The organism is Undibacterium sp. CCC3.4 (assembly GCF_034347425.1).
Lineage (GTDB): Bacteria > Pseudomonadota > Gammaproteobacteria > Burkholderiales > Burkholderiaceae_D > Undibacterium.
In genome coordinates, this window is sequence record NZ_CP133779.1 from 1396340 (window position 1) to 1420366 (window position 24027).

A 24027-nucleotide genomic window follows, 5' to 3' on the forward strand; every position below is an offset into this window, starting at 1 on the left:
TGGTGTTCCCGACTTGCCAAGGCACCTGCCGAGTCGGCGGGCGCAGGAATCAAATAGCTGCTGTGAGCGGTTATTGTACACGCGCACGCTGCCGTGGGCCAATTTTTGCATCAAGAGCGTTAGCATAGTAGTACGTTTTATGAAAGTGAAACTGTTTCACCTATCGCACTCCACTGAAAGAAAAAATTCATGAAAATTGCCATCCTCGATGACTATCAAGACGTGGTGCGGCATCTTGCATGCTTTGAAATGCTGCAACAACACGAAGTCAAGATCTTTACCAACCGTGCCGTTGGTACCGGGCAATTGGCGATACGGCTGGCGCAATTTGATGCCGTTGTGTTGATACGCGAACGCAGCCGCTTCTCGCGCGCATTGCTGCAAAAGTTGCCGAAATTGAAGCTGATTTCTCAGACTGGCAAGCTGGCTGGGCATGTCGATACCGCCGCCGCGCGTGACTGTGGTATCGCCATCACGGAAGGCCGTGGCGACCCGACTGCGCCGGCCGAATTGACCTGGACCTTGATCATGGCGGCCTCACGCCGCTTGCTCAATTACGCCAGTCTGTTGCAGGAAGGATGCTGGCAAATGTCTTCCAGTGAACCGAGCCGTAACCGGCTCGGCCGGGTATTGAAGCAAAGAGTGCTCGGTATCTGGGGCTATGGCCGCATCGGCAAACTGGTCGCCGGCTATGGCAAGGCCTTTGGCATGCAGGTGCTGGTATGGGGTAGCGCCGCCAGTCAAGCACAGGCGCAGGCCGATGGCTATCAGATTGCTGCCACGCGCGCCGCTTTTTTCGCCGACAGTGACGTGATTTCTCTGCATTTGCGCCTCAACGATGCCACGCACGGTATCGTCAACTTGGAAGATTTGAGCCGGATGAAGCGCGACGCATTATTTGTTAATACCAGCCGAGCCGAGCTGGTTGCGGCGACGGCGCTGGAAACGGCGCTGAGCCAAGGACGACCGGGTTTTGCGGCGCTCGATGTGTTTGAAACCGAGCCGCTGGCTGCCGGTCATGCTTTGCTGCGCTATGAAAATGTGTTGGCAACGCCGCATCTTGGCTATGTCGAGCAAGATAGTTATGAATTGTATTTTTCAGCGGCGTTTCAAAACATCCTCGATTTTTCAGCCGGCACGCCGTCAAACCTGTATACCGGTGCTTGAAACTCAGCCGCTGGCGAGTTTCAAGCCTATGATGCCGGCCACGATCAAAGCCAGACTCAGCAAGCGCGCCGGGCTGGCTGCTTCACCAAAGAGCACGATACCCAGCGTAGCTGTGCCGACCGCACCGATGCCTACCCAAATCGCATAAGCAGTGCCAACCGGCAAAGTCTTCATGGCGATGCTGAGTAAGCCTACGCTGGCCGCCATTGCCGTTATTGTCAGCACACTGGGCCAAAGCCGCGTAAAGCCGGCCGTGTATTTCAAACCGATGGCCCAGACGATTTCCAAGAGGCCGGCAGTGAGCAAGAGTAGCCAATTCATAATAATTCTTTCAAATTGTGTCTCCAACGTAAGAATATCTTTGTAGCAACGACTGATTTGTTTTATCTTAGGAGGGTAGTTGGCTTCACCCTGTGCATTCCAAGACATTTTACCCATCAGGACGAAAACAATATGATAAAAAAATCCCTGCTGTTGAGCATAACGCTGGCCAGCTTGTTTAGCTGCGCAATCCTGTCCGATGCACGTGCCGCGCAGAGTGTCGCTGCGCCTGCACTTAAGCAACAAATGAGTTTGTCCGGTACCGATGCCAATGGAAAGAAAATTGAACTGGCTGATTTCGCCGGCAAAACGGTCTTGGTCAGTTTTTTTACGGCAGGCTGCAATTTATGCGTACGCGATCTCAAGCTCATGCGTGAATTTTACGTTGGCAATGCCAAGCGCAAGTTTGTGTTGTTAGCTGTCAACATCGATCAAAATAAGCAGGATTTTGATACTTATTTGCAATTAATTAATTTAGCTATACCGAAAGAGCAGCGTTTTCCGCTGCTTTGGCGCGGTATGGCCGGGCATAACGATAATTTCGGTACAGTTATCAGCCAGCCTACGCATTTCGTCATTAATCCTCAGGGCCAACTGCTGCTCAAACGCGAAGGCAGTTTCCGTCCGGAAGATTGGGATAATCTGTGGGAATCCCTGCCCTCATAATTCCAGTGGCAAGCTCCAGTGGTAAGGGATGAGGTCGTGGCGTACCACCGCGCGTTGTTGCTGTCGTCGCGCCAGGCTGGCGGGGCTCCAGGTGCGTTCCCAGCCCGGTGGATAACTGAGTTGCCACTCTGTGGCCGGCGTGACCCGTTCGCGCACCGCGAACACCGGTAAGTACAGCGGTAAGGGGCAAGCCGGGGTATCGGCACCGAGGCTGTAGGCGTAGTGCGGCAGCAAGGCATCGCAAATGCTGGCAAACCAGGCGCTGTGGTCTTCATCGCGTCCGAGTGCCGCGGCCAGACCGGCCGGATCGAAGCTGGCCAAGGCGGTGATCAATTCCGCGCTGTCGGCACCGGGCGCATCGCCCCAACCCATGACGGGGTTGCGGTTGTAATCGGCGCCGGAACCGTACCAACCGGGCCGCAAGGGGCGTTCCATCCACTGTCTGGTACCGCAAAATAATTGCCAGCGCCAATGCAGGCCGGAAGCATGCGGCCAACTGTATAAATATAATTTCTGGTAGCCGGCACCGTGTAATTGGCGCACCATGGCCATCAAACGCGCATGTGGCATGCGTTCGGGAGGACTGCGACGGAACAGTATCGGCGTGCCATCGGCATGCACAATACCGTCGCTTGACAGGTTCAGATCGAGCACACGCTTTTCCGCGCCGAAGCGCGCCGCCACCCAGCCGGTGAGCAGATTGACCGATGTCAGCACACCGTAGCCACGATGGCGATCGAAAATAACAGTTCCGGGGGCGATAGGTTTCATGAGCGATTGAGGACAAAAAACCACGTCAGTTTAGCAGCTTTCAGCGGCTGCCTTGACAGGCTACAATAGCTGCTTTATCCACAATACGATACCGTTACCATGACCTTGCGCATCCTCGCCACCGGCGGCACGTTTGACAAACATTATGATGAATTGGCCGGCAAGCTCAGCTTTGCTGCCAGCCACTTGCCCGAGGTATTGCAGCGCGCGCGCTTGACCATACCGGTAGAACTCGAAGTCTGTATGCTGATGGATTCGCTCGAGATGAATGACAGCCATCGCCAAAGCATTTTGCAAGCCTGCGTGGATGCGCCGGAAGCAGCCTTGGTGATCATCCACGGTACCGATACGCTGCGTGAAACTGCCGAAGTACTTGGTGCGGCCAAAATCGACAAAACCATCGTGTTTACCGGTGCCATGATTCCTTACGAAATCGCCAATTCCGATGCCTTGTTCAATCTCGGCTTTGCCTGCGCGGCCGCACAAATGCTGCCGGCTGGTGTGCATGTGGCGATGAATGGAAAAATTTTTCCTTGGCATGATGTGCAAAAAAATCGCAGCGCCGGTGTGTTTGTTAACAAGTAAGGAAGTGTGATGAAAGCCCTGCTGGCCGCTATATTATTATGCCTGTCGACGCTGGCGTCAGCGGCCGTGACGCGTTTCGATTCGCTGGTATTTTTTCAGTCGGAAACGGTGCTACAAGAAAAAGGCATCAACAAAGAAACGCTGGGGCGGTATTCGCGCAATCTGCAGTCGAATATTTATCGTTTGCTGAAAAACGTCACGCTGCCGCCTTCGAGCGGCTACTTGGTGATTGCCATGCGTTCCGACGGTGCCGTGACTTCATGGCTGGACATGCAGCCTAAGGTACATGAATTTTACGATAATCAGATTTACGATATCGTGCAAAAAATGATACCGCTCAATATCAATAAAGGTATCTTTGTGTTTGCGATTAAGATCGCCATCGACACGCCGGTGTTTACCAAAAAGCCCATGCCGGAACCGCCTGATTGGGTGGCGGCGAAGAAGAAAATAAGCAATCCATCTGACATCGAAGAACTGGTGTTATCGGTGTGGCCTGAGTAAGTAAAAAAAGCCGGCCGCAATAGCATGCGGCCGATATACTTACTCAATTACGTCGCAGATTCAAGATAAGCTACCCAACAGCCCGTCTTCTTTGAACATGGTTTTGAGACCGCGCAGCGCTTGGCGGATGCGTGCTTCGTTTTCAATCAAGGCAAAGCGTACATACTCATCGCCGTATTCACCGAAGCCGATGCCGGGCGAGACGCACAGCTTGGCTTTGTCGAGCATATGTTTGGCAAATTCCAATGAGCCGGCGGCCCGATAGTGTTGTGGAATATGCGCCCAGATATACATCGACGCCTTCGGTTTATCAACCATCCAACCAAGTTCATGCAAGCCTTTTACCAAGACGTCGCGGCGGTTTTGATATTGATCGCGAATCTGCGCCACACAAGTTTGGTCGCCTTCGAGCGCGGCGATCGCCGCTACCTGTACCGGCGTGAAACTGCCGTAATCATGGTAGCTTTTTATGCGTGCCAAGGCCGCCACTAATTCCTTGTTACCGACCATGAAGCCGATGCGCCAACCGGCCATGTTGTAACTTTTTGAGAGCGTGAAAAATTCAACGGCTACATCACGCGCACCTGGTACTTGCATGATCGATGGCGCTTTCCAACCGTCGTAGACGATGTCGGCATAAGCCAAATCGTGCACCACCAGTATCTGATGTTCTTTAGCCAATTTGATGACACGTTCGAAAAATTCCAACTCCACACATTGTGCCGTCGGGTTCGATGGAAAACCGAAAATCATCATCTTCGGTTTCGGATAGGTTTCACGGATTGCCCTTTCGAGTTCGGCGAAAAAATCCACGCCGGGGCTCATCCGTATCGAGCGAATGTCGGCACCGGCGATGACAGCACCGTAAATGTGGATCGGGTAGCTCGGGTTCGGCACCAGCACGGTGTCGCCCTTATCGAGGGTCGCTAACATCAGATGCGCCAGACCCTCTTTCGAACCGATGGTGACGATGGCCTCGGTATCGGGATTGAGTTCGACCTCATAGCGTTCGCGGTACCAATGGGCGATTGCGCGGCGTAAGCGCGGTATGCCTTTCGAGGCTGAATAACCATGCGTATCGGGACGCTGTGCGACTTCGGTCAGTTTGGCGACGATGTGTGCCGGTGTGGCACCGTCGGGGTTACCCATAGACATGTCGATGATATCTTCGCCGCGGCGGCGCGCTGCCATTTTCAGTTCGGCAGTGATATTGAACACATAGGGGGGCAGACGATTGATGCGAGCAAAGGAAAAGTTAATCGAAGGCGTAGCGCTGCCTTCACTGACTGAACCCCGGCCCGGCGGAGTAGTGGTGGTGTTGTGCATGATCGAATTGTAAGTAATACCGTAACGCCCGGAACCGTCCGAGCGACGTTGAGGCTTCATACCTCTGCTCTGATTGTACGCAGCATTGAATAATTTTTACAAGGACTTTTTTTTTCTGGTAAAACGTTCTTGCGTTATATTTGTCAGCCAGTGGTAACACGCACAGTCTATCGGAGAAATTCATGTCCCAAGCTCAAGCGGGTATTTTACAAGCCTTACCGGCGCACGCGACTTACCTCAGTTTCACCCTCTCGCCGCAGGTCACGACCGCGGCGTTGGCGCAAGCCTTGCACCAATTGCATCCCTTAGCCGATGGTCAGCGTCTGGTGCTCGGCATCGGTGCCCCATTAGCCGCGGCAATCGGCGTGACGATTGCCGGCTTACGCGACTTCGTTGCTATTGAAGCCAGTAAAATGCGCTTGCCTGCCACCCCGGCGGCGCTATGGATTTGGCTGCGCGAAGCCGAGCGCGGCGAGTTGGTGCATCAACAGGGGCGCGTGCAGCAAGCCTTGGGTGCGGCATTTGAATTGTCACAGCAAGTCGCGGCATTTCATTACGCCGATGGTCGCGACTTGAGCGGCTATATCGATGGCACTGAAAATCCGCAAGATGAGCTGGCGCAGGAAGTCGCCATCGCTGCCGATGGCAGCAGCTACGTCGCGGTACAACAATGGCAACATCGTTTCGAACGCCTGGCGGTCTTGTCGGAAGCGGCACAGGATGACTTGATCGGTCGTCACAAAGCCGATAATGAAGAATTCGACAGTGCACCCGAATCCGCCCATGTGAAACGCACGGCACAAGAAAGCTTTACCCCGCCGGCATTCATGCTGCGCCGTTCCATGCCGTGGTCGGAAGGCGCGCGTGCCGGTTTGCAGTTTGTCGCCTTTGCCACTTCGTATGCGCCGTTCGAAGCGCAGTTGCGCCGCATGAGTGGTGCCGAAGATGGTGTGGTCGATGGCTTGTTCCAATTTAGCCAGCCACTGACGGGAAATTATTTTTGGTGTCCGCCGTGTATCAATGGTCGCGTTGCTTTGGATTGGCTCAGCGCCGTTTAATCCAAACCACGATACCACTGACAGCTAACAACAGCGGCATGAGGCCGCACAAGCTGATCAAAATACGGCCGAATTCGCCGCCGGCTTGGCCGCTGTGCAGTGGAAAAAAATACCCGAGCAAGCGTTCGCTGCCACTGGCCATGAGCGGATCGACCAAGCGCACGATGTCGGCATTGGCGGCATCGAAATACACCCGCGTGGCACCGGCACCGAGGCGTAATTCCTGTTCTTGCCGCAAGCGAATTTCATACTGGTTCACGCGCTCGCTGGGCAACACGATGCGAGTAATTTTTGCATCAGGAAACAACTCTTGCGCATGTTTCAGCGCCACGTACAACACCTCTTCGCGAGCGATGTGGCGATGAGTGGGCGAAACATCTCGATAGACTTTGCGTGCCTCAGCAGCGGGCCAGACCGCGTTGAGTAAGGGTGCGATCCAGTGTGGTTTGTTAAAATATATTCCGCTCATTGCCAGCATTAAAAGCAATGGCGAAAAATAGAATCCGGCGGCGCGATGAAAGCGAAAACTCACATGTTTCCATGAACCTCGACAGACCATAGTAAGCGCCCTTCTCCAGACTACATATTGACCCTGTGGCCACCACAAAATCAGGCCACTCACGGCCAGCAGCGCGAGCCCTATACCGTTAATGGCAACCAGGGTTTTACCAATCTCACCAGCGAGCAGATACCGATGCAGGTGAAATAACATGGGCATCAAGTGCGCGCGTGTCAAACCGATTTCGCCCCATATTCTTGAGCCGAGCACGGCACCGGTATACGGATTGATCATGATTTGACGGCGCGCCATGTTGTCGGTACTGCCAGCTCGATACCACGCCGTCAACGGTGCCTGCTCATGGCTTGGTAATTCGAGCATGCTCACGCCGGAGTAGGCCGGATCGGCCTGTAATTGCTCGAGCAGAGGCAGCACATCGGTGGCTTGAAATGGGGTATCGACGTTGCCGCTGAGTTGCAGTAATTCCGGGTTGAGTGCGGTATCGAGTTCATCGATATACACCAGTATACTACCGGATAGACCGAGTAAAATGAGACCCAGCGCCAGCGGCAAAGCGAGCGATAAATGTAAGCGTCGCAGTAAGCGTTTTTGAAAAAATGTCATGCGCGTGAGTCCGTGAAAGAAATCAGAAACGATAGCGTAAGCTGACATACAAGCCGCGCGTTTCACCGGGCATATTGTAATCATTGGCACCGCTGTGGGCCGCCACAAAATAGCGCCGATTGAGAGCGTTTTTTACGCTGAGATTGAGATCGAAAGTCTTACTCTGATAAGCGGCCGCCAGGTTAAGTACGGCATAGCCGGGTAAGCTGAGCAAGTTATCGGGTGAGGCAAAACGCGCCGATTCGGCGCGGCCGCCGGCGGCCAAATACCAGCTCGGCGTGAGCCTGTATTTGAGCCACAAGTGCGCACTGTGCTGTGGTGTCAACGCGGCGCGATTACCTTGGAACGGTGTGCCGACGCTGGTCAGTTCAGGCGAGTCGCTGATCTTGCCAATCATCGAGGCATAGCCGCTTAACAATTCCCACTTTTCACTCAGTTGTCCGGCAAAACTCAGCTCCAGACCTTGTGTGCTTTGTTGCCCTATCGGCAGCGATGCCAGGCTGTTTTCCGGGTCTTGTACGGCGATGCCGGTTTGCGACATGTGAAACAGTGCGGCCGTGATGCTGGCGCGTGCTGCGAGGTCGAGCTTGAGGCCGATTTCATTATTCACCGTCGCGGCTGCTGGCAATGTGTCGGTGTTGGCACGCAAAGTAAAACTGTCCGCCAGTGGTTGAAACGAGCGACTGTGCGAGGCATACCAAGACAGTTGTTCGGTGGGTTGAAATACCACGCCCACGCGCGGCGAAAATAATTTTTCGCCGCGTTTGAGATCGATATTTTTACTACTCAAATCATCGCGTATTTGTTGCAGATAATCGTAACGCACACCGGCTAAAATTTTCCAGTGCGCGCTCAGCGTCAGCAAGTCTTGCAGATACACGGCCGTGTTGTGAAAGCGGCTGCGCGTATCGGTGACCGGTGCACGATCGGTCGGTACCGGCGGCAGATTGACTAAGCTCGGATGGAACAATTGATAAACGGCGGAATTGTTACGGTTCCATAAAATTTCGCTTTTATTTTGCTGTGCTAATTCCACGCCATACAATAATTGATGGCGTGTTGTGCCCCAAGTGAATTGTTGTTGTAATTCGTTTTGCCAGAATACCCCACGTTCATCGCGTAAACGTTTAACCGCACCGATGGCGACGCTGGGGCTGGCACCGTCTTTGATTTCACCAATGCCGGTGTAATTGCGATCGAGAGAATAATCGAAGGCGCGCACCACGCTGTGCCAGCTCAAGCTCTCGTTGAAACGGTGATCGAGGGTAGCGGTGGTGCTGAGCACCTGCGATTGCACATAGCCCCGTTGAAAACCATTGGCAGCACCATAATTGGTACTCACCGGCACATCAACCGGACGGCCATGATAGCCCGGCAAACCTTGATCGGCCAAGCGGCGGTCGTGCAGGTAGTCGGCTTGCAGCAGCAAGGTGGTGGCGGAACTCAGATTGAGCAGCAGAGATGGTGCCAGCGTTTGTCGGCGTAAAAAATATTGGTCGCGAAAATTGCGGCTGTCTTCGAGTGCTCCGGTGAGTCGCCATGCCAGCGTGCCGTTGCTGTTGCCATTGCCGAGATCGATGTCGCTGCGCTGTTGGCCATGTGATCCTAAGGTGGCCGACCATTCGGCGCGCGCGGCCGTGGTCGGCTTTTTAGAAATTCGGTTGATCATGCCGCCGGCTGAACCACGCCCATATAAAACCGAGGCCGGACCCTTGAGTACTTCGATGCGTTCAATGTTGGACAAGTCGCGGTAGTAAAACGCATCGTCACGCACGCCATCGACATACTGATCGAGAATCGCCGTGAAGCCGCGTATCGTCACTTGATCGCGCTGACCATCGCCAACGCTGAAACTGAGCCCTGCGACATTTTGTAAGGCATCTTGAAACGATGAGGCATGTTGTTCACGCATAACAACTTGCGGTACCACATTGACGATCTGTGGAATATCGCGCAGTGCTGCCATGGTTTTGGTGGCGCTGCGCGCTGCGGTGGTTTCATAGCTGTCGACTGAGATAGCGCTGTCATTCACCTGAACTTCAGGTAAATCGGCCGCGCCGTTGCTTTCTGCTGCCAGCGGCTGGCACAGCACGATAGTCAACAAGCTAAGGAGGTAGAGAGATTTTGTCATGGCAGGAAGTAGTGAGGTTCACGTCAGCGAAGGATGAGCGGCCAGAGCCAGCCAGCGACGGCGTTGCTGGTGTATCAGCAGGGCGCACAGCAGATACTCGGCGCTGACTAGCCACCAGCGCCACGCTGGCGCCAAGTAGGCCAGCGCCAGTGCACCGGCTGACAGACCAAGCAGGGCACCGGTTTTAGCCGCGCTGTTGGCCAAGCCGAGCAGATAGCCGGCGGCCAGTGTTGGTGCGGCATGGTTCAACAAACTGTAGAACACCGGTAGCAAGGCCGCCAGACAGGCACCCCAGAGCAGGCGGCACAAGACAAACAGCGCGAGGTTGTGGCTCAGGGCTTGCCAAGCCAGCAGCAGTACGCAAGCCCAACAACAGCATTCCACGTCGCGCAATATCGCCGCCGGGCTGGCGTGTTTAAAACGGCGCACCCACAAGGGCGCGGCCAAACACAGACCGAGTGCGCTGGCCGCGTAACACAGGCCGGCCAGCCAAGGCGCGGCCAGCAGCACTTGCTCAACATGTAAGGCTAAGAAAACTTGTGGTGTCATTTTCGCGCTCTGTACGATGAAGATGGCAGCTAACAGCAGCGCTAACGGCGTCGGCGCTGGCACCGCCGCGGCTGTGGTCGGTGCAGTGGGCAGCGGCGCAGCGGCAGGCGGTGGCAGGCGCGGCAAGCAGCACAGCGTGGCGAGGGCAGCCAGCAGACACAGCAAGGCGGCCAGTAAGTTGAGTTGCGCAAAACTACTGTAGCCATAGACTGCCGCCCCGAGCAGGGGGCCAAGCAGCGAGCCGAGCGCATTGGCTTGCTGCAACTGCGTCAATAAGCCGGCGCGCCCGCTCGGGCCGACCAAGACGCTGCCATAAGCTTGGGCCGCGGTAATGTAACCGGCCAAGGCACCTTGCAGCAGGCGGGCGCACACAATACTGATGAGATCGTCGGAGCAGGCAATCCAGCACTGCGTGAGTGCCAAGGCCAATAAGGCACGCAAGAGCATGAGCTTATGGCCACGCCGGTCACCCAAACGACCCCAAAATGGGCTGCTGCAGATCGCCATCACGAGCGGGCCGGCGTACACTAAGAAGCTGACGCCGGCCAAGACCGGTCCAGATAAGCTGCTGATCTGGCGCAGATGCAGCGGCCAAAACGGTGCACTCATTTCCATGGCGGCGATGGTCAGTAACTGGATTAGAAACAGTCTGCGCAATGTGCTGACGCCAGCCGACGCGTTGGCGGCTAAGGAAAGTTGCGCAGCGGATTGGGCATGCTGCCGCATAGATCCTCCTTCGCATCTTCGCAACGCATACGTAGTAATGCTTTGACCGGCCAGTCAGCATGCAAGATGGCGTGCCGCTCGCGCTCCCAGTATGCCGGTTGGCAGCGTGGGCGTAGCCGTGAAAACAGATTGGCGCTGACATGCTGAATAATTTTCCAGTAGCAGTCTTGCTCTTGTTGATAAGTCTGCGCCAGTAGCATGCCGAGCTCGGCTAAGTGGCATAACATGGTCGCGTGCAGAAATTTTTCTCGTACCGGTGCGAGCTCGGTAAATAAAATTTGTCCGGCTTGGTAGTTGTCGAGTGTGCAGTGTTGTTCCGTCAGGCGCGCGCTGTGAATCCGCAGATCACCGAAATCGCGCAGCAGCAGGCGGCACGGTTGGCCGCGCCGGTTGACGATGATGGCGCTGTTTTGTTGGTGCGCTTCGAAGGCGATACCGTATAACAAGTAGGCGCTCAAACACGCCTTGAGGACGACATGGCAGTAATCACGGAAGTAGCTGAGCGCAGCGGCTGGATGGTCACCAACGGCTGCCGTAACGAGCTCGGTGATGAATGGACGGCCACTCACCGGTGAGCTGGCGAACAGGCTGGCGACCGGCAGCGGCAAGTGTAGTTGGTCGCGTTTTTCCAGCGGATTTTCCCGTAGCAGTAGTGTTAAGTGGCCATGTTTGTCGCTATCCTTGTTGGGATCGATAAAATGCATACCGAGCTCTTCGCCGAGAATATCGAGACTGCCGTTGAAATGCTGTTCACGTAACAGTATCGCGCGCAGCAGCGTGGTCAGACGCGGCCCCATGATGCAGGCCTTATTTGATACCGTGCGCACCGCACTGGTCAGTTGTACGCCTAAGGGCAGCTTGATATGCGGAGTGCCTGGTCGGTGCAGGGGTACCACAGTGCGCATCGACATGGTGGCTGCGGCGCGCAAGCTGATGCCGGTGTCTAACAACAACTGACCCGCAGCGATTTCGCTGGCGAATTTCTGTGGCAAAACGGCGCTGGCCTGATACGGATGCAGCGGCAGCGGCAGCCACTCGGACGGCTCGCGCCCGCTGGCCCTTAAGGCCTGCTCCCAAGCTTGTAGTTCGGTGCCGAAGTGACGACTCAGCCAAGCACGGCAGGCGCGTTCGGGGCGGCTCATGGTCACGCGCATACACGCGCGCCTGACCGCTGCCAAACGCAGTGGAAATTGCGCCTGAAATTCCGGTGCATACGCCAACACCTCGTGCTTGGTTAAGCCAAGCTTACTCTTGTGTGCGGGATGAAACGGATGTCCTTGGCTACCCCATTGTTCTAACAGTAGGCAGGGGTCGGGAACCAGTTCCTCGTGCCAGAGCAGGGAAAAAAAACTGGGATGGTGATGGGTGCTTGCCAAGCGCCGCAATTGCTCGCCCCATTGCCGCCGATAATGCAGCGACAGCGCATCGTTGGCCGCACTGTTGTCGAGTTCTGCGGCCAAGCGTCGCTGCGCCGCCGGCGTAAGCGGCAGATACGGCGTGCCGCTTAAGTGTGCCAGCAGCGCGCCGGCGCTACGCAACAGTTGCGGTGCCTGCGCATTTTTGTACAGTGTGATGGCACCGCTGATGTGACAATGGCCGGCTCGCCCGAGCCGCAAACCTTCGACGCGCAGCAGCATTTGTTCAGACCATAGCGGTATCCAAGTCAGCCCGGCATCGCTGATGAGCTCAGGTTTGAATAGAAAATTTTCGCGTAGCAGGGCTTGCAGAAAACGGTGCAGACCATCGCGCTGTGCTTGTTCTAGCATCAGATCGGTGCCCGACTGCAAAGGTGCTGGCGGCGTGTGGGTGCTCACATTCATCATCGACCTCAATACAAAGGGAGATGGATATCGTAATGTAAACGAGAATTATTCGCAATGAAGCTCAGCCAGCGAGCGACATTTTGTGCGGATTCGCGACAAAGAATTGAGTTGACGCAATGATAATGAAGCGCCGCAGCAATTTCTTTGCGGCGGCGCGATTAATTCCAGCGTTTTGTTTACGCCGCCAGATGACGACTTTGACGTTGCGGTACGGCAGTGCGCGGGGTCAGCGCCGTGACCGCAGTGTTTGATCCTTGCTTGTGCTTGGCATGGCCGGCGTAATCGCTGGCCAGCAGCAGTTCGACTGCAGTTTGTGGCATGCCGCGTTCTTGCTGCAAGAAGCGCATGACCAGACCGGCCAGGCGGTCGAGTGCAATGCGATGGGTGGCATCGGTATGGGCATACACCCAGTCGGCAAAAGCGATGAAATTTTCAAACGCTGCCGTGCCCAATAATACCGGCAAGGTATGCGCAAAGCGGCCGGAATTGGCCACCAAATCCCAGTAACGGGCGAAGCGTACCAAGCGCTGCATGTCGCTGAAACCGATATCGCGATTGGCCAGAATGGTATACGGCGGCAGCGGATCGAAGGCCAAGGCGAAGGCTTCGGTATGGCGGATCAGCGGCGTGCCGCGCAAGCGCTTGAGGATACCGAATTGAATTTCATGCGGGCCGAGGGCAACCAATTGATTGAAGCCGGCGGCAAAACTCTCCAACGTCTCTCCCGGCAAACCGGCGATCAGATCGACGTGCAAATGGGCGTGCGAGTGCGTGCATAACCAGCGGATATTCTCGGCCGCTTTCTCATTGTTTTGTTTGCGGCTGATCAGTTGCTGCACTTCGGGATTAAAACTCTGTATGCCGATTTCGAATTGCAGTGTGCCATCGGGGAATTTCTGTATGCCTTCTTTGAGCGCGTCAGGTAAATGATCGGGCACGACTTCAAAATGCGCGAACACCGGGTCATCTGGTGCGGCCGCCAGCTTGTCGAGAAAAAACTGCATGATCTTGAGGCTGGTTTTGATATTGAGATTGAATGTGCGATCAACGAATTTGAATAGCCGCGCGCCGCGTTGGTACAGTTCTTCCATCTCGACCAGAAACACATCGATATCAAACGGCCAAGCGGTTTTATCGAGTGCCGACAGACAGAATTCACATTTGAACGGACAGCCGCGCGAGGCTTCCACATACAAGGTGCGGTGGCGGATATCGTCGTCGCTGTAGAGTTGGTAGGGTAATTTGAGGTCTTGTAGCGGCGCTTGAACACCGGCGTGAATTTTCATCAAGGGTTGCGGGCCCTGAAGAATTTGTCGGCACAATTCGGCGAAACTGATATCGCCCCAACCGGTAATGACATAGTCGGCCAGACGAATGATTTCCTGATCATTGGTTTCATGCGAAACTTCCGGTCCTCCCAACACTACCACCACGTCTGGTGCCACCCGTTTGAGTACCGCCACCACTTGCGTGATCTCGACCACATTCCAGATATAAACGCCGAAGCCGACGATGAATTTTTCACCGGGCTGGCGTTGATCCAGGATTTTTTCGACGATGTCGGTGCTGCGCGCACCGATGACAAATTCGTGCAGACGGGTTTGTTCGGTGAGCTCGCCCATGTTGGCGAGTAAGTAACGCAAGCCCAGCGAAGCGTGGGCATAGCGTGCATTGAGAGTGGTCAGCAGAATAGTCATGGAGCGCAAAGAACAAAGAATAAGCCGCTATTGTACGCTGTGCCGCGCGCTGGCTTGGCGCGGCATAGAAATTCCTGCCACTCAGGCTGCTAGTGACTGCCAACGAGTTGTAAGCCCATGTCTTCGGCCGTCATGAGTTTTTTGATATCGATGAGGATGAGCATGCGTTCTTCCAGCGGTGCCAAACCGATGATGAAGCTCGCTTCGATGGTCGAGCCGATTTCCGGTGCCGGCTTGATTTGTGCTGGCTTGAGTGTGATGACGTCGGACACGCTGTCGACCACGATGCCCAGTGTTTGGCCGGCGACATTGAGAATGACGACGACGGTGAATTGATCATAGACGGCGTTACCGAGTGCGAATTTCATGCGCATATCGATGATGGGCACAATCACTCCGCGCAAATTCATTACGCCTTTCATGAAGTCGGGGGCGTTGGCAATGCGCGTGACGGCTTCGTAGCCGCGTAATTCTTGCACGCTTTGAATATCGATGCCGTATTCTTCACGACCGAGCGTAAAGGAAAGAAATTCCAGCGCCGCTCCCTGCGATGTTTCATCGTCAGATGAGGATGCCGATGTGTTACCTGGACCTGCGTTTTCATTGAACATCAATACATTCCTCCAAGGGAAGCAAGCCGTCGTGAGGCTTGCCGAAAATGAGAGCGAGGACTTCATAGTAGTGCAAGCAAGACGAATTTTCCAGCAATACATGTTGTGAGTCTGACCTCGGTGTTGTATGCCGTACTTTGCTGACAATTCCTCACAATTAAATGTCTACAGACCTTATCTGTTTGCCGCTGACAAAGAGTAGTAATCTGAGCGCGTTGCCGCTGTGGCATACTATGGCTCCATTTTGCACAATACTGTCAGCATACATAATGAATACCGAAGAACGTTTGATTGATTTGGAAATTCGTCTCGCGCGCCAAGATGATCTGGTCGAGACTTTAAATACTCAGGTGTATCGTCAGCAAAAAAAGCTCGACGAAATGGCCGGCTGGATGACTGCTTTAACCACGCGCATACGTGAACTGGCCGATACGTCCGGTGGACGTAACGGTGCGGCCGATGAACGTCCGCCCCACTACTGATCCTGCCGCACCAGATCCCCGCGAGCGGCAGGCTTGGACTTACTGTGCCGGTGCGTAATTGATCGGCGTCCAGGCGTAAGCCTGGTCTTGGCTGCGTACATACCCGAGACCCGGGAAGGACAGATGAGCGGCGCCGACCAAATATCCTTGGCGTGTCGCTTCGGCATAGGCTTTTTTGCGTTCTACCGCGGCGGCCTTGCTGTCGCTGTCGAAGGCAATGGTGACGGACGGTTGATCAAACTGTACCGCGGCGACATGCATCAAATCGCCCCATAACATCAAGACTTGGCCCTTGCTTTCAATTTTATAGATGCTGTGACCAGGCGTGTGGCCCGGTGCCGCAATCGCTGTGATCCCGGCAACGAGCTTGGTGTCGCCATCGAAAGGCAGGAATTTCCCGCTTTTCACATACGGATTAAGCGAATTCACGGCATTGCTGAACGCGTTCTTTTGGTCCGCCGGGGCGGCGTCGCGCTGCTGCGGGCTTAACCAAAAATCGGCATCATGGCGATCGACCCGTACCACTGCATTCGGATAGCGCATTTGTGCGCCATCGGCTAAACCGCCGACATGGTCAGCATGCATGTGGGTGATATAGATTTCATCGATTTGTTCCGGCTGGTAGCCGGCCGCTTGTAAGCTGGCTGGCAGTTTGCCCAGAGTCGGACCGAACAGGCCGCCGGCACCGCTGTCGATGAGGATGAGTTTGCTGCCGGTATTGATTAAGTAGGCATTGACCGAGGTATCGAGCGGGCTATGTTGGTGGTATTTTTCCAGCGCGCTGTGGGTTTTTTCTGCTGTGGTATTGGTCAGCAATTTATCCACTGGCAAAGCGACGGTGCCGTCGGACAGCGCGGTGACTTCAAAGTCGCCCAGCTTGATGCGGTAAAAGCCGGGGGCGGCAGTGTTGGCTTGTGGGGCTGCGGCCAGCGCAGTGCTGACCGTGCCGGTCAGCAGAACCGCGGCGCTGACGATGCCAGCGCAGAGTAAATGAGATAGTTTCATGAGAAAGTTTCCTTGTGTCGAATAGACGAGGCAAAAATATGCCGTTCCGATTATGCCTAAGAATGAAAAAGCTTGCTGCCGTTGAGCAATTGCTCAATTTTTCAATTGCTTAAGCAAGCCGTCAAGGATGCCAAGTCCGGTTCGGCCAGTACCAGCAGGGCGCGCAAGCTGGTATCGCCGACGGCAAAATCGATGCGTGCGGCCTGTGCGGCCGAGGCCACCGGATCACGCGGATCGAGTGGCGAGGGATAGCCGCAGAGTTCATTGGCTAACAGCAGGGTATCGCCGAGATTGTCGGGTGGCGTTGTGAGCGTGCCATACCACAGCGTTTCTATGGCACTGACGACGCGCTTGGGTACCAGGAGTTTGTGTAATACGGCGCGGCCGACCACAATTTCGTGGTCTTCGAGCAGCGCATCGTCTGGGGCGCAGCGCTGTGGCTCCAGCAAGGCGGGGAATTCCTCTGCACGTGCGAGCAAATAAAAGCCGCCGACCTCATGGACTACGCCGGCAAACAAGGCCGTTTCAGGATCGACTCGGCTGATTTTGCGCGCCAACAAATGTGCCATGGCGGCGACATGGGCACAATGTTGCCATAGCAATTCCATGCGCGCGCGTAGCTCGGCATTATTGACCGCCATGCTGATTTGGCGAATCACATGCGCTGCGGTGACGGAGCGTAAAGTACTGAAGCCGAGAATGCTGATGGCGGTGCGCACGTTGGTCACGCCACCGCCAAAGCGGCTGTAGGCGACCGAATTGGCGATGGCCACCACGCGTGCGGCAATCAGCGGTTCTTTCATGATCCATTTCGCCGCGGTTTCTATGCCGCAGTCGGGCGCATTGAGCGCCTCTTGTATGCCCAGGGTAGCGCTGACATTAGTGGGAAAATACAGTTCCCCCACGCTGACTTGAGCGACAATTTTTTCCAAGGCTTGCGACTTGTTCATCATGGCTCAGCTCGCTTCAGCTTAACTTTGTTGTAGCCCTAGTGCACGAACCATTTTTTGCCGCGTGTTCAAACCGGTTTCACTGACCGGCGGTGGGCTGGCGCGGCGTAATTGCTGACGCGGGTCGCTGCCGAGTTTGAACGCGGCCACCGCACGTGCCAAGTTACCGGCTTGTTCTTCCATGCTTTCCGCTGCCGCCGCCGCTTGCTCGACGAGGGCAGCATTTTGCTGGGTCATTTCATCCATCTGTGTAATGGCGCGGTTGACTTCTTCGATACCGGCGCTTTGCTCTTGGCCAGCGGCAGTGATTTCGGACATGATATCGGCCACATGTTTCACCGAGCTGACAATTTCGTGCATGGTTTGTCCGGCAGCATCGACCAGTTTGCCACCCGATTCGACTTTTTCAACCGAATCGCCGATCAGGGTTTTAATTTCTTTGGCGGCGCTGGCGCTGCGTTGTGCCAGATTGCGCACTTCCGAGGCCACCACGGCAAAACCACGCCCCTGTTCGCCGGCACGGGCCGCTTCGACGGCGGCGTTTAAGGCCAGGATATTGGTTTGAAAAGCAATGCCATCGATGACGCTGATGATATCGACGATTTTGCGCGAGCTTTCTTTAATCGAATTCATCGTGTGTACCACTTTACCGACTTCTTCGCCACCTTTGATGGCAAAGCCTGAGGCGGAATTGACCAAGGCATTGGCTTGTCGTGCGTTATCGGCATTGTGGCGTACCGTTGCCGTGATTTCTTCCATCGAGCTGGCGGTTTCTTCGAGTGCCCCGGCCTGGGTCTCGGTGCGCGAAGACAGGTCGCTGTTACCGCTGGAAATTTCGCCGGAAGCAATCGCGATGGCATCGGTACCTTGGCGTACTTCGCTGACGATATGGAACAGGTTGTCGCTCATCTCTTTGAGGGCATTGAGTAATTCGCTGATTTCATCATGCCCTGCGTCAGCATCGCGATGCGTGAGTTCGCCAGCGGCAACGCGTTGGGCAATCTGCACGGCGTCTTGCAACGGGCCGGTGATACTGCGGGTCAGAAAGATGGAAAAAGCAATCCCGATCAGCAGAATGGCGCTACCGATGAGCAGTAGGGTGATGACCAATTTGTTGGCATTACTGGAGGCGAGTACCGAAACTTCGGCCGAGGCACTATCTTCCAAGGCCACCAGTTTATTAATTTCTAACAAGGCTTTTTGCTGCAAGGGGTCGATTTGGGTCGCAATCAGTTTGACCGCCTCTTCACCATTGAATGACAACAGCATTTTGAAGGCTTCTTTGGTCGGTATTTCAACTTGTTGATCGAAACCGGAAATGACATCGACGATTTTTTTCTCATCGTTCGACAAGCCCAGTGCGATCAACTTGTTGCGCGCTTCATAGAAGTGTTCGTGCTGGGCCTTGAGGACGAGTTTTTGTTTTTCCATTTCGCCCAAATCGCTTTGCAGGCCGATATTGCGAATCGCCAGCCCACCTTCGAGCATACTGCTTTTCATGCTGGCAGCAAGGGCGGTCTTGGTATGTGCGAGTTCCATACCGTTCGTCATGTGGGTCCGATTACTGGCGCTCAGTACGCTGCCGATAATCAGTACCACGATCAGCGAAACCATAATGAAACCGAAGCCGACCGCCAGTCGTGTTCCGATACGCATTTGACGAAGATTCATGCTTTGCTCCTTAACTTAGTAAATGGGTATGTGTCAGTACTTGAAGGACGCAAGCGGGCGAGCTGTATGCGCCGCACTGTTGTCATCCATGCACCGCAAACTATTACGAAACAGGGTGAAGCCATACGAAGAATGGCAGCCGAAACTTCGCCAACCCAGACCATGGCTGGCCATCTCTGCGCAAGTGGAAATCCTTACGCAAAGTTCCGGCACGCAAGATTCTCGTGTTTGTCCCATACTATTCTAAAATAGCTGGGCGGCAAAGATGGTTTTATGAAACTTGGTTTACATACGACAGCGGCGCGCAGTGAGCTTGGCGTTTTGCCACTCAAAATATGGCAAACAGTAGGGAGTCTCGATGTTTTATCAGTGCGGTGATAACTTGACCGAATAATACGTGGCTCGCAAAAAAATATTTTGCGGGCCACGTAAGCATCTAATTAGCTTTCCCGGTTCGGGCATTCTCTTGCTCTTGCAAGCTGCGCCACATTACTTTGCCGGTTGCTGATTTAGGTAGGGTGTCGATGAACTCGATCAAACGCGGTACTTTATAGGCCGCCATTTTTTCATGCGCCCAGAAGCTGATGTCTTCGGCAGTGACGCTGACACCGGGTTTTTTGACGATCATCGCTTTGACGGTTTCGCCGCGATAAGGATCGGCACTGGCAATAATGCAACATTCTTGTATCGCCGGATGCTGATACATCATGCTTTCCACTTCGGCCGGCCAGACCTTGAAACCGCTGGCATTGATCATGCGTTTGAGGCGATCGGTAAAGAAGAAGAAACCTTCCTCATCGATATAGCCGAGGTCACCGGAGCGAAAAAATTGTTTACCGTCGAGTTCGGCGAAGGCCTCGGCGGTTTTTTTCGCATCATTCCAATAGCCTTGGAAAACTTGCGGACCATGTATCCAAATTTCACCGCTCTGCCCTTGTGCTACTTCGAGCAGGGTCAGCGGATCAACCACGCGGGCATCGACGTTGAAGAAGGGAATGCCCAGACATTGTTGCTTCATGCGCTGTGGTGGATTGAGATGGGACGGTGCCATGGTTTCCGATAAACCGTAGCCCTCCATATAAATTTGCCCCGACAAATCGAGTAATTTTTGCGCAATCGCGGCCGGCATCGCCGCTCCGCCGCCAGAGACGCGGGTCAGGCTGGAAATATCGTACTCGCCCAAGCGTGGATTGGATAAAAAATCGATCATCATCGACGGGACCAAGGTCCAGTTGGTGACGCCATAACGGGTGATGAGCTCGCCGGCGGCGTTCCTATCCCAACGTGGCAAAATCACCAGCGTGGCACCACAGTAGATCATGCTGTTCATGACCGATTGCATGCCGGTGACGTGAAAAAATGGTAACACGGCCAAGGCCACATGATTCGGCACCACGGCACCCGACCAGGTCGGACTGGCGACGATGTTGAACATCACCGAGCGATGGCTATGGATGCAACCCTTGGGGTGGCCGGTTGTGCCTGAGGTATAGGGCATGCAAGCGAGGTCGTCTGGTCCGGCTTGATGTGGGGCTGGAATCCGTGTCGCCGCGATGGCGGCACGCCAAGTGTGGATGCCGGTTTGTTGTGGAGCATCCATTTTGGCGCGCACGAAATCCGGCACAGTCAAGTCTGTGCTGGCCGGCAGATAATCGGCGTAACTGGCGACGAGCAAATGGGATAAGGTGCCGCTGTCGAGAAAGTCGCTCAGACGCGGCATGATTTCTTGTGCGACGATGGCGACGCGAGCACCACTATCGTCCAGGTAATGCGCCAACTCATCGTGCATGAGCATGGGGTTGACCGGTACGATCATGGCATCGGCACGCAGGATGGCATAGTAGGCGATGACAAATTGCGGGCAATTTTGCATGTCGAGTAAGACCCGATCACCCTTGCGCACTCCTGCAACTTGTTGCAACCACGCCGCCAGCGCCAGCACTTCCTCATGCAGTTGGCGATAGCTGAGCACGCCATCATAAAAAATCAGCGCCGGCTTGTCTGGATAGCGCAGCGCCGAAATCTGCAGGTTGTGATAGACACTGGTGGCCGGGACTTGCAATTGATGTGGCAAGCCAATTGGCCAGTGAGGATAGTGCAAGGTATTCATCAGACGCTCCGTAAAGGAATCAGATCAGCGTCCAGAGTGCCACAGTTACGTTTGATTTGCAGCATGCACTGCAACATCGCTGCAGAATGTCAGTGTTGCGAGCGGCGGATTTTATCGCGCTGATGCTGGCGCGAGAGAGTTTGGGTGGCGACGAAAATTTCGCGCATAAAGAAAATAAAACTGCCTATCAGGGACAAGATGCCGCCGACAAACAGGGCGGCGATGAACTTGTCCAAACTCAGGCCGGTGGCGTCGCCTAGAAACAGCGCGGCAATCACCAGGCAAATCAGTAAGCCGGTGCCGGTACTGAGGGTAATGGCGCGATTGATCAGGTGCGAGCGGCGGTAGAGTTCGTCGAGTTCTTCTTCGAGCTCGTCGCGGTTACGTGCATCCTTGAGCAGCAACTCTTCCACCACACGGGCGCGATCGATGATGCGTGCCAAGCGACTGGTCAAGACCGAGAGTTTGGTACCGACGCCGGTGAGTAAAAATACCGGGGCAATGGCCAACTGTATGATGTGGCTGACATCGCCGAGTTGAAGGTTGATCATGAGAAGGCATCCTGTTGTCGTTCAAATTATCAACATGGTAGTGCAAACCCGTTGTACTCAACAAACTTTTGCTGTTCTTGCTGTCAATTAAATGCTTAAAGGCAAGCTCAGCACGACTTGCAGTCCTCCTTGCGGCAGGTTGATCAACTGTATCTCGCCGCCGTGTTGTTGCGCAATGTTTTGGGCAATGCTCAAGCCTAGTCCGGTACCGCCCGATTCACGTGAGCGCGAGGTTTCCAAGCGAAAAAACGGTTCGAATACCTTGCGGTGAAACTCAGGCGCAATGCCGCTGCCGCCGTCAGCGATCCGAATATTGAGTAAGCTGCGTTTGTTTTGTTTACTGATATCGAGGGTGATCTGCGCGTAATTGCCGTATTTCACCGCATTATCGATCAAATTAGTCAAACAGCGACGCAAGGCCTGCGGCCGGGCTTGCACGGTGATGCCTGGGTGATTGTCAAAACGTACATCTTGACCAGCTTCGACGGCATCGCTGCACATACTGTCGAGCAAAGAGTCGATGTCGACCGCGCGCAAGGCTTCGCTGCTATCCATGCTGCGTGCCAAGTCCAAGCCTTCTTTGATCATGCTTTGCATGGCAGACAAATCGCCGATCAGACGCTGGCGCAGCTCTTCATCGCTGACTTTCTCCAAGCGTAAGCGCAGGCGCGTCAGCGGTGTTTGTAAATCATGCGTGATAGCACCGAGCATATGGGTGCGCTGGGAAATATGTTCGCGCAGGCGCGCTTGCATGGCGTTGAAGGCACGGGTCGCTTGTACGATTTCGCTGGCGCCTTGTTCCGGCAAGGCTGGGCTATTGAAGTCTTGCCCCAGTGCTGTGGCCGCTTCGGCCATGCGCTGCAAGGGCTTCATGGTCATGCGTGCAACCAAGTAGGCGAGCAAGGCGATACAGAGAAGAAAGACTAATAGGAATTGCAGGAAATCAGTGTGTAGCGGTGCCGGTGCCGGGCGCGGCGGCATGATGGTCAAGCGCAATGAGGTGCCGTCGTGCAAGGTGATGCCGAGTGCCTCGCACGGCGGCGGTATCGGGCCCTTGCCCGGGCGCGGCGGTCGATCGTCGCCGCGCGGATTCGGGCAATTGCTGGCGTCATCGGGCAGAGGAATGACGCGAAAGCTTTTACTTAGTCGTTCACTGACGGCGCGCGCGTACTCGGAGTGCGAGGGCGAAGTGCTGGCGGCGGTGTTGGCTGGCAGCGAGGTGACTTGCATACCGAACGGTGGTGCGGTTGCCAGAAAGGTCTCGCGATTCGCACGCGGCAAGACGTCGAGCGCGAGCGCGAGTTGCTCAGTGCGCTCGATCGAATGCGAAACGCGGTATTGCATCAGGGTTTTTTCACGCTCGCCGAAGGCCAACCAACCGGTCAGGGCGGTCGAACTCAACATGCCGAGCAAGATGATGGCAAATACCCGGCCCCACATGGACGACCACATTTTCATAGGGATTTTTCGCTGCTCACGGCCACGGCCAAGACATAACCGCCATTGCGCACGGTTTTGATGATTTGCGGCGAGCGCGCATCTTCGCGCAATTTCTGACGCAGACGACTGATTTGGATGTCGATTGAACGATCGAAAGGATCGGCATCGCGGCCATGTGTCATATTGAGCAACTGATCACGGTTAAGAATGCGGTTCGGGTGTTCCAAGAAAATATTCAACATCCGGTATTCGGCACCGGATAAAGAAACGATCATGCCCTCGGGGCTGAGCAAATGGCGTGCCGTCATATCGAGTATCCAGCCGGCAAATTTAATTTTTTGCAGGGTTTCATGGCCCGGTGCGCTGGCAGAACTATGGGTGCGGCGCAATACGCTGCGTATCCGCGCCAGTAACTCACGTGGTTCGAACGGTTTGGCCAAGTAATCGTCGGCACCCATTTCTAGGCCGATGATACGGTCCAGCGGTTCGCCGCGTGCCGTCAGCATGATCACCGGGGTGTTCGATTTTCCGCGCAAATTACGGCATAAGGTGAGACCATCGTCACCGGGCAAATTGAGGTCGAGCACGATGAGTGTGATCTCATGTTCCAGCAGGGCCGCCCACATGGCATTGCCATCGCCGGCCATCACTGCCGTATAGCCGTTCTGGTCTAAGTATTCGGCCAACAGGCTGCGTATCTCACGATCGTCGTCGACGATCAGAATTTTATTTTGTGTATCCATAGCTTCCATTATGAGCT

At 54.9% G+C, this 24027-nt stretch carries 22 protein-coding genes; 6 read left to right on the forward strand and 16 right to left on the reverse strand.

The window, feature by feature from the left end; genetic code table 11:
- The first annotated feature begins 189 nt into the window (after positions 1–189).
- A complete protein-coding gene (locus RHM61_RS06325) occupies positions 190–1167 on the forward strand; it encodes a D-2-hydroxyacid dehydrogenase family protein (protein ID WP_322250289.1) in 978 nt (325 codons plus the stop codon).
- 3 nt (positions 1168–1170) lie between these two features.
- On the opposite strand, the gene sugE is transcribed toward RHM61_RS06325, so the two are convergent.
- Positions 1171–1488: a quaternary ammonium compound efflux SMR transporter SugE gene (gene sugE / locus RHM61_RS06330; protein ID WP_322250290.1), complete on the reverse strand. Its 318-nt coding sequence runs from the start codon at positions 1486–1488 to the stop codon at positions 1171–1173.
- 132 nt (positions 1489–1620) lie between these two features.
- On the opposite strand from sugE, the gene RHM61_RS06335 reads away from it, so the two are divergent.
- The gene (locus tag RHM61_RS06335; RefSeq protein ID WP_322250291.1) at positions 1621–2154 is read left to right on the forward strand and encodes a TlpA disulfide reductase family protein; all 534 of its coding nucleotides are present in this window, start codon (positions 1621–1623) and stop codon (positions 2152–2154) included.
- Here RHM61_RS06335 and RHM61_RS06340 read toward each other — a convergent pair.
- Entirely contained in the window at positions 2149–2925 is a 777-nt protein-coding gene (locus RHM61_RS06340; RefSeq protein WP_322250292.1) for an L-asparaginase, read from the reverse strand. The two genes, RHM61_RS06335 and RHM61_RS06340, sit on opposite strands and share 6 nt — an antisense overlap.
- Before the next feature lie 99 nt (positions 2926–3024).
- Between RHM61_RS06340 and RHM61_RS06345 the strand changes: the two genes are divergently transcribed.
- On the forward strand, positions 3025–3510 hold the full coding sequence (locus RHM61_RS06345) for an asparaginase domain-containing protein (RefSeq protein WP_322250293.1): 486 nt from the start codon (positions 3025–3027) through the stop codon (positions 3508–3510).
- A gap of 9 nt (positions 3511–3519) precedes the next feature.
- The gene (locus RHM61_RS06350) at positions 3520–4014 is read left to right on the forward strand and encodes a hypothetical protein (protein WP_322250294.1); all 495 of its coding nucleotides are present in this window, start codon (positions 3520–3522) and stop codon (positions 4012–4014) included.
- A 60-nt stretch (positions 4015–4074) separates the two neighbouring features.
- Here RHM61_RS06350 and alaC read toward each other — a convergent pair whose 3' ends face one another.
- On the reverse strand, positions 4075–5400 hold the full coding sequence (alaC, locus tag RHM61_RS06355; protein WP_369124403.1) for an alanine transaminase: 1326 nt from the start codon (positions 5398–5400) through the stop codon (positions 4075–4077).
- A 122-nt stretch (positions 5401–5522) separates the two neighbouring features.
- Between alaC and RHM61_RS06360 the strand changes: the two genes are divergently transcribed.
- Entirely contained in the window at positions 5523–6398 is an 876-nt protein-coding gene (locus tag RHM61_RS06360; protein ID WP_322250295.1) for a Dyp-type peroxidase, read from the forward strand.
- On the opposite strand, the gene RHM61_RS06365 is transcribed toward RHM61_RS06360, so the two are convergent.
- From RHM61_RS06365 to RHM61_RS06390, 6 genes are all read right to left on the reverse strand, one after another.
- Positions 6385–7521, reverse strand: a complete 1137-nt coding sequence (locus RHM61_RS06365; RefSeq protein ID WP_322250296.1) for a PepSY-associated TM helix domain-containing protein — start codon at positions 7519–7521, stop codon at positions 6385–6387. The two genes, RHM61_RS06360 and RHM61_RS06365, sit on opposite strands and share 14 nt — an antisense overlap.
- A 22-nt stretch (positions 7522–7543) precedes the next feature.
- Positions 7544–9652 carry a TonB-dependent siderophore receptor gene (locus RHM61_RS06370; RefSeq protein WP_322250297.1) on the reverse strand — a complete coding sequence of 703 codons (2109 nt, stop codon included), beginning with the start codon at positions 9650–9652 and terminating at the stop codon, positions 7544–7546.
- Positions 9653–9670: 18 nt separating this feature from the next.
- Complete coding sequence (locus RHM61_RS06375) at positions 9671–10927, reverse strand: MFS transporter (protein WP_322250298.1); 1257 nt, start codon at positions 10925–10927, stop codon at positions 9671–9673.
- A complete protein-coding gene (locus RHM61_RS06380; protein WP_322250299.1) occupies positions 10888–12747 on the reverse strand; it encodes an IucA/IucC family protein in 1860 nt (619 codons plus the stop codon). Before RHM61_RS06380 ends, RHM61_RS06375 begins: the two co-directional genes overlap by 40 nt.
- Positions 12748–12926: 179 nt before the next feature.
- Positions 12927–14447: a B12-binding domain-containing radical SAM protein gene (locus RHM61_RS06385; protein WP_322250300.1), complete on the reverse strand. Its 1521-nt coding sequence runs from the start codon at positions 14445–14447 to the stop codon at positions 12927–12929.
- Between the two features lie 89 nt (positions 14448–14536).
- Positions 14537–15058 (reverse strand): chemotaxis protein CheW, encoded by a 522-nt coding sequence (locus RHM61_RS06390; RefSeq protein WP_322250301.1) that lies wholly within the window; start codon positions 15056–15058, stop codon positions 14537–14539.
- Between the two features lie 269 nt (positions 15059–15327).
- Here RHM61_RS06390 and RHM61_RS06395 point away from each other — a divergent pair, with 269 nt between their 5' ends.
- Positions 15328–15540 carry a SlyX family protein gene (locus RHM61_RS06395; protein WP_322250302.1) on the forward strand — a complete coding sequence of 71 codons (213 nt, stop codon included), beginning with the start codon at positions 15328–15330 and terminating at the stop codon, positions 15538–15540.
- Between the two features lie 39 nt (positions 15541–15579).
- Here RHM61_RS06395 and RHM61_RS06400 read toward each other — a convergent pair whose 3' ends face one another.
- From RHM61_RS06400 to RHM61_RS06430, 7 genes are all read right to left on the reverse strand, one after another.
- Positions 15580–16545, reverse strand: coding sequence for an MBL fold metallo-hydrolase (locus RHM61_RS06400; protein WP_322250303.1), 966 nt, complete (start codon positions 16543–16545; stop codon positions 15580–15582).
- 101 nt (positions 16546–16646) lie between these two features.
- Positions 16647–17498, reverse strand: a complete 852-nt coding sequence (locus RHM61_RS06405) for an HDOD domain-containing protein (RefSeq protein ID WP_322250304.1) — start codon at positions 17496–17498, stop codon at positions 16647–16649.
- An 18-nt stretch (positions 17499–17516) separates the two neighbouring features.
- A complete protein-coding gene (locus RHM61_RS06410) occupies positions 17517–19166 on the reverse strand; it encodes a methyl-accepting chemotaxis protein (protein ID WP_322250305.1) in 1650 nt (549 codons plus the stop codon).
- 436 nt (positions 19167–19602) lie between these two features.
- On the reverse strand, positions 19603–21276 hold the full coding sequence (locus tag RHM61_RS06415) for a long-chain fatty acid--CoA ligase (RefSeq protein ID WP_322250306.1): 1674 nt from the start codon (positions 21274–21276) through the stop codon (positions 19603–19605).
- Positions 21277–21365: 89 nt separating this feature from the next.
- Positions 21366–21824, reverse strand: coding sequence for a DUF2721 domain-containing protein (locus RHM61_RS06420; protein ID WP_322251050.1), 459 nt, complete (start codon positions 21822–21824; stop codon positions 21366–21368).
- A gap of 90 nt (positions 21825–21914) precedes the next feature.
- Positions 21915–23285 carry an ATP-binding protein gene (locus RHM61_RS06425; protein ID WP_322250307.1) on the reverse strand — a complete coding sequence of 457 codons (1371 nt, stop codon included), beginning with the start codon at positions 23283–23285 and terminating at the stop codon, positions 21915–21917.
- Positions 23282–24010 (reverse strand): response regulator, encoded by a 729-nt coding sequence (locus tag RHM61_RS06430; protein WP_322250308.1) that lies wholly within the window; start codon positions 24008–24010, stop codon positions 23282–23284. Before RHM61_RS06430 ends, RHM61_RS06425 begins: the two co-directional genes overlap by 4 nt.
- Positions 24011–24027 lie beyond the last annotated feature (17 nt).